Source organism: bacterium (genome assembly GCA_021108215.1).
Lineage (GTDB): Bacteria > Oederibacteriota > JAAXVQ01 > JAAXVQ01 > JAUVAV01 > JAIORK01.
In genome coordinates this window covers 1-1,128 of record JAIORK010000041.1, presented here as the reverse complement: position 1 = coordinate 1,128, position 1,128 = coordinate 1, and the positions used below count along the sequence as shown (strand labels likewise).

The 1,128-nt window shown below is 28.8% G+C and carries 1 protein-coding gene; it reads left to right on the top strand.

The window, feature by feature from the left end; translation table 11 throughout:
• Positions 1-49: 49 nt before the first annotated feature.
• Positions 50-1,003 (top strand): hypothetical protein, encoded by a 954-nt coding sequence (locus tag K8S19_09695; GenBank protein MCD4813949.1) that lies wholly within the window; start codon positions 50-52, stop codon positions 1,001-1,003.
• Positions 1,004-1,128 lie beyond the last annotated feature (125 nt).

Sequence of the window (1,128 nt, the reverse complement as noted above, 5' to 3'; positions counted from 1 at the left end):
CGTTAGTAACCATTTCGTCCAAAATTCGAGAGTACTTAAATAAATTGATATGAAAGACGCAAACATAAAATTTGAAAATCGTTCAGATGACAGCAAAAAGTTAAAAGTAATTTCTGATTCTGAGTTTACGAATTTTCTTACTAAGACTTCATTATATTCTAAGATTAAAGCAGTATCTAATTATCGTGACGTTGAAAATACATATTCTCATCCAAATCATTTTTGTGACAAGACGTTTGCTATTAGATGCCCTAAAGAAAAAGAAGTACAAACTTTTAAAACCGAACTAAATATTCCAGAAAATTTTTATGGATTTGAAAATGTGTCACTTAATAATAAACTACCTGATAGTTTTGATGAGAAGACAAGATATTTAGATTTGGTAATTAATCTGGTTGGAGAATGTCAATCTTGTGGAACTAAAGTTCATTATTTGCTAAAAGTTTATTCTGACAGGTCTTGGGATGAGCGTGAAAAAGGAATTAATATCTATATAAAAAAAATTGGACAATTTCCTCCTTATGATATTTCATTAGATAAAGACGTTGAGAAGTATTTAATTGAAGAAGATGTTAGTAATTATAAGAAAGCATTAGTTAGTCTTTCTATTAGTTATGGTATTGGGGCTTTTGCTTACTTTAGACGAATTATTGAAAATGAAATTAAAAGAATAATAAAAGACATTTCATTAATTGAATTTGATGGTTCAGAAAAAGTTCAAGAAGCAATGAAATCATTTGACTCTGATCATCAAATGTCAAACTTGATTGATGTTTTAAACAAATTCTTGCCAATGTCTTTTAAACAATTAGGTAATAACCCAATTAGATTACTATATGAACAGCTTTCTGAAGGAATTCATAGTTTTTCTGAGCAAGAATGCCTTGAAAAAGCTGAATTAATAAATGTAATATTGACTTTTGTTATAAAGAAAATTAATGAAGAGAAATTTGAATTATCAGAAGTTAAAACTGCAATGAAAAAACTTAAAAACGGTTACTAACATCGGGTCATAAAACATGCGGGTTTTTGGTGGTTTGCGAGTATTTTACTATCTTCAAACTTTATTAACGGGTGATAATGAAATAGGGCGAAATCCCACACGATTTCATACCCGAGGACCGTTAT

Excerpts from the sequence above, each read along its gene's own strand:
- K8S19_09695 (MCD4813949.1), top strand. The coding sequence starts at position 50 with ATGAAAGACGCAAACATAAAATTTGAAAATCGTTCAGATGACAGCAAA.